At 75.6% G+C, this 4,986-nt stretch carries 3 protein-coding genes; 1 reads left to right on the forward strand and 2 read right to left on the reverse strand.

Features of this window, described 5'->3' with window-relative positions:
* Window positions 1–136: 136 nt before the first annotated feature.
* Both VK501_RS22190 and VK501_RS22195 read right to left on the reverse strand, forming a co-directional pair.
* On the reverse strand, window positions 137–2,455 hold the full coding sequence (locus VK501_RS22190; RefSeq protein ID WP_324341318.1) for a putative bifunctional diguanylate cyclase/phosphodiesterase: 2,319 nt from the start codon (window positions 2,453–2,455) through the stop codon (window positions 137–139).
* Window positions 2,452–3,618: an FIST signal transduction protein gene (locus tag VK501_RS22195; protein WP_324341320.1), complete on the reverse strand. Its 1,167-nt coding sequence runs from the start codon at window positions 3,616–3,618 to the stop codon at window positions 2,452–2,454. Before VK501_RS22195 ends, VK501_RS22190 begins: the two co-directional genes overlap by 4 nt.
* An 88-nt stretch (window positions 3,619–3,706) precedes the next feature.
* On the opposite strand from VK501_RS22195, the gene VK501_RS22200 reads away from it, so the two are divergent.
* Window positions 3,707–4,849, forward strand: a complete 1,143-nt coding sequence (locus tag VK501_RS22200; RefSeq protein WP_324341322.1) for an NAD(P)H-dependent glycerol-3-phosphate dehydrogenase — start codon at window positions 3,707–3,709, stop codon at window positions 4,847–4,849.
* Window positions 4,850–4,986: the final 137 nt, after the last annotated feature.

The raw sequence follows: 4,986 nt of genomic DNA on the forward strand, positions 1-4,986 counted from the left end.
CCCACCGAGACGGTCTGAACCGGCCCCCGCGCACACGCCCACGACTCCGACCTACTCACACACCCGCGACAAGACGGCCAACCGGCCGATCACGCCGCCCACCCCGCCCACGCGCGATCAAACGGTGGATCGAGGCTTAGACGGCGGCCGACGGCATCGCGAACGTCCGGCCCGAGCCCGCGGGCTCGGCGATGAGCGCGGACATCTCGTCGGGGGCCATCGGACGGGCGAAGTGGAAGCCCTGGCCGAGCCCGCAGCCCAGCTCGTGCAGCGCGTCGGCCTGGCCGGAGTCCTCGATGCCTTCGGCGATGCACGCGAGCTTCAACGACGTGGCCAACTCGACGATCGCCCGCGCCAGCGCGCGGCCCTCGTCGTCGGTGTCCAGCCCGTCCACGAACGGCTTGGCCATCTTGAGGATGTCGATCGGGAACCGGCGCAGGTAGCGCAGGGACGAGTAGCCGGTGCCGAAGTCGTCGACCGCCAGGCGCACGCCGAGCGCCTTCAGCGCCGTCAGCCGGGCGATCGTCGCCTCGGTGTCGTGCATCAGCACCGTCTCGGTGATCTCCAGCACGAGCGCCGACGCCGGCAGGCCGGAGTCGGCCAGCGCCGCGGCGACGTCGCTGACGATGTTGGGGTCCTCGAGCTGGCGGCCCGAGAGGTTCACGGACATGATCCGCGGCTCGGCCGACGGGAACTCCTCCAGCCACCGCGCCGCCTGGCGGCAGGCGGTGCGCAGGATCTGGCGCCCGAGGGTGACGATCGAGCCGTTCTCCTCGGCCAGCGGGATGAAGTGCGGGGGCGGGACGAGGCCGCGGGTGGGATGCGTCCAGCGGGCGAGCGCCTCGAAGCCGGCGAGCGTCTGCCCGTCCAGCGCGATCACCGGCTGGTAGTGCACGGCGATCTCGTCGCGCTCGACGGCGCGCAGCAGCTCGCTCTCGAGCTCGAGCCGCTCCACGACCTCGGCCTGCATGCTCTCCTCGAAGATGCGGTGGCGGCCCTGGCCCTCAGCCTTGGCGCGGTATGTCGCGACATCGGCCTGGCGCAGCAGCTCCTGCGCGCTCACGCGCCCGACCGCGATGCCGACCGACGCGCTGACGAACACCTCGCGCCCCTGGACCACGACCGGCGCGTGCAGCGCCTCGCTGATCCGCTCGGCGACCAGCACCGCCTCCTCCGGTCCGGCCAAGTCCTCCAACAACACGGCGAACTCGTCGCCGCCGAGGCGCGCGGCGGTGTCGGCGCTGCGCAGCGACTCGTCGATGCGGCGCGCGACGGAGACCAGCAGCTCGTCGCCGGCGGCGTGGCCGAGCGAGTCGTTGACGGTCTTGAAGCGGTCGAGGTCGAGGAAGATCACGCCGCACGAGGTGCCGCGGCGCCGGCCCTGCGTCAGCGCGTGCTGGATGCGGTCGGTGAACAGCGCGCGGTTGGGCAGGCCGGTCAGCGCGTCGTGCAGCGCCTGGTGCAGCATCGTGTCGACGCGGCGCGCGTCGGTGAGCGCCAGCGACGCGTGCTCGGCGAAGGACAACAACATGTCCTGCTCGGAGCGGGAGAAGACGCGGCCCGTGCGCGAGGACGACAGGATGAGCGAGCCGATGACGCGGCCGTCCTCGTGCACCGGCGCGGCCATCGCGGCCTGCACGCCGTAGGCGACGAATCCGCCCATCGCCTCCGCGGACCGCGGGTAGTCCTCGGTGACGATCAGCCGGCCCTCGGCGACCGCCCGCCCGGCGACGCCCTCGCCGACCCGGCGACGGCGGTGGGACTCGATCATGGCGACGTCGTAGCCGTGCGCGGCGGCGATGGTGAGCCAGCCGGGGTCGTCGGCGTCGACGAGCAGGAGCGCCGGCGCGTCGTCGCCGAGCAGCTCGCCGGCGGCGCCGACGATCGTCTCCAGCACGCCCTCCAGCGGCTCGCGCCGGGAGATCGCTCGCTGGATGCGCGCCATGGCCTCGAGCACGCGCTGACGCTTGCGCAGCGTCTCCAGCAGGCGGACGTTCTCGGCGGCCTGGAGGTCGGACCGGGTGCGCAGCGCGCGTTCGGCGCCGATCGTCCGCAGCAGGCGGATCGTCAGCGCGAGGCCGCGGGCCATCCCGCGCAGCAGCGTCAGCTCGTCGTGCGTCAGCGCCCCGCCCGCGCGGACCACCACGAGCGACGCGTCCTCGCCTTCGAGCGCCGCTCCCGCGGCCGGGCAGTCGCCGGCCCCGGGGACCGGGACTGACCCGGACCCGGACGCGGCGACCGCGACCAGCGCGCGCGCCGGCACGTCGAACCGCGGCCAGCCGATCGAGGTCACGATCGCGCCGTCGCGCACCAGCGCCGCTCCCTCCGCCTCGACGATCTCGGAAGCGCGCTCCACGCCCTCGCGGGAGGCCAGGCTCTCGTCGGCGCAGGCCGACACCGCGCCGAGGAACTCGGCGAGCTGCTGCGCGGCCCAGCTGCCGGCGGCGTCGCTCATGCGATCGCCAGCACGACGAGCGTCTGGTGGTGGAAGCCCATGATCCCGCGGGTCCGCGCGATCTCGCCGTTGGTGTAGAGGCCCGCGACGGCGGCGTCGCCCGCGTGGGCGACGACGCGAGCGATGTCGTCGTCCGCGGAGCTCCCCAGGAACCTGCGCCGCGCCGAGCAGTCGAAGAGCAGCAGCGCCTGCGGATCGTCGTCGCCGCCGAGGCCGGCGATCGCCGCGCGACAGGCTGCGTCGGTCGCGTCGAGCACCGAGGCGGGATCGCTCTCCATCAGCCAGACCAGCGCGCCCGCGGGCACGGCGGCCGCGATCGAGCGATCGACGGCGCCGTCCAGGTGGACCGAGCGCACGTGCGCCTCGCCCACGCGCCGCCGCAGGCCGAGCGGGTGGCCGAGCACCACGGCGTCGTCGTCGGCGCCGGGCCCGACGCGCTCGCGATAGACGTCGGCGGCCGGGCGGCCGTCGAGCTCCAGCACGCGGCCGGGCGCCGTGCGGGTGACGAGCATCGGATCGCCGACGGGGCGCCAGCCGTGGCGGACGCCGATGCCCAGGGGCGCGTCGGAGCCGATCGCGAGGCCGATGACGGCGTCCTGCAGCACGGCCGCGCCGTAGATCAGCGCGCAGCCGGCGGCGTCGTCGGGATGGCCGGCGACGCCGCCGACGAGCGGGATCCCGGCGCCGGCGACCGAGTAGGCGCCGCGGACGAGGTCGGCCTGACGGTGCGTGGCACCGTCGGCCAGCAGCAGGAGGACCTGATGGGGACGGTCGGCGACGTCGCCGACGCAGGCGGCGGCGCGGGCACCGGCGTCGCGCGAGTCGGTGGCGGTGACCGCGGTGGCGCTGAAGGTGAGCCCCTCGCCGCCGAGGGCGAGGACGACGACCGAGCCGGTCTGCGGGCCGCCGGAGGAGATCTCACCCGTCGACGAGCAGCCGACGACCGGGATGCCGGCGGCGACGTCGCTGATCTCCGCGGCGACCGCGCGCAGGTCGTGGGCGCCGGAGGCGAAGACGATCAGGAGGCCCGCGTCGTCGTGCCGGTGCAGCGCGGCGCGTGCGGCCTCGCGGCCGGCGGCTGCTGCATCGGGGTGGGCAGAGCGGCCGACGTCTGCCCAGCGGCAGCGGCGGGCGCGCGCAAGCCCTGACTTGGCGCGCTCCATGTCTGGGTCATCGGCAGGCGGGCCGCCCATTTGAGCGTCGCACCCCCCATGCGACGGGTGCTTGCGGCGGTTCATCTACTCTCGCTGCGTGCCCGACCGCCCGCGGCCGTCCCTCTCGCTCCCGACCCCCGGCGCCAAGCGCGCCGTCGTGGTCGGCGCGGGCTCGTTCGGCACCGCGATCGCCGTCCTGCTCGCCCGCGGCGGCGTCCGCACGACGCTCCAGGCGCGGACGGCGCAGCAATGCGAGCGTCTGAGCGCCGACCGCGAGAACCAGGCGTACCTGCCGGGCGTCGAGCTGCCGGCCAACCTGAAGATCGGCACCGCCGGCGACGGGCTGGCGCGCGCCGACTACGTGCTGCTCGCCGTCCCGTCGGCCCAACTGGACACCGTGATCGCCGGCCTGCCCGCCGCCGGCCTGCCCCGGCGCGCCGCGATCGTCTCGCTGGCCAAGGGCCTCGTGCCACCCCAGGGCACGCCGCCGACCGTCCTTTTGGCCGCCCAGTTCGGCGCCGATCGCGTCGGCTGCGTCGGCGGCCCCGCGCACGCGCGGGAGATGGTGGACGAGGGCGCGGGCCTCGTCGCCGCGTCGGCCGACGAGAGCCTCGCGCTCGCCCTGGCCTCGTTCTTCCAGCGCGCCGGCGTGGTGTGCGAGGCCAGCAACGATCCCGTCGGCGTCGAGCTGGCGGGCGCCGCCAAGAACGCCGCCGCGCTGGCCGCCGGCGCCACCGAGGCCCAGGGCCTCAACGCCGCGGGCGCCGCCTCCGGCCACATCTTCGCCGAGGTCTGGCGCTTCGCCGAGGGGCTGGGAGCGCGGCCCGAGTCGCTGATCGGCCTCGCCGGCACGGGCGACCTCGTCGCCACCGCGCTGGCGCCCCAGAGCCGCAACCGCCGCGCCGGTGAGCTGCTGGCCGCGGGCGTGCCGGCGGCCGAGATCCCCGAGCACATCGGGCAGGCCGTCGAGGCGCTGGAGGCGGTGCCGCTGCTCGCGGGCGCCCTCGAGCGAGCCGGCCTCGAGGCGCCGGTGACCAGCGGCCTGGCCCGCCTGATCAGCGGCGAGCTGCCGCTCGACGACTGGGTCGCGCTGGTCCGCACGACCGTCCCGCCCCCGGCGCGCTGGCGGCCGCGCAGCGGGGGCACGCGGCTCTGGGACCGGATCCGGGCCGCCTTCCGGTTCGGGGACCGCCCTCGCGGAGGCGACCGCCCCGCGCTGTCTGAAGGAGGCGGGGGCTAGTGGGTCGCGCGGGGACGTTCGCCGGGAAATCCCGTTCGGCGGCGCCGATCCGGCAAGGACGCAGGACCGAAGGTGTGCCTCTGGCACATCGAGGTCCGAGGACACCGCCGGGCGGTGATCGCCGGACGGGATTTCCG

Source organism: Baekduia sp. (genome assembly GCF_035318805.1).
Lineage (GTDB): Bacteria > Actinomycetota > Thermoleophilia > Solirubrobacterales > Solirubrobacteraceae > Baekduia.

Bases quoted from the DNA above. Each gene is read 5' to 3' on its own strand.
- VK501_RS22195 (WP_324341320.1), bottom strand. From the start codon at position 3,618: ATGGAGCGCGCCAAGTCAGGGCTTGCGCGCGCCCGCCGCTGCCGCTGG.
- VK501_RS22190 (WP_324341318.1), bottom strand. From the start codon at position 2,455: ATGAGCGACGCCGCCGGCAGCTGGGCCGCGCAGCAGCTCGCCGAGTTC.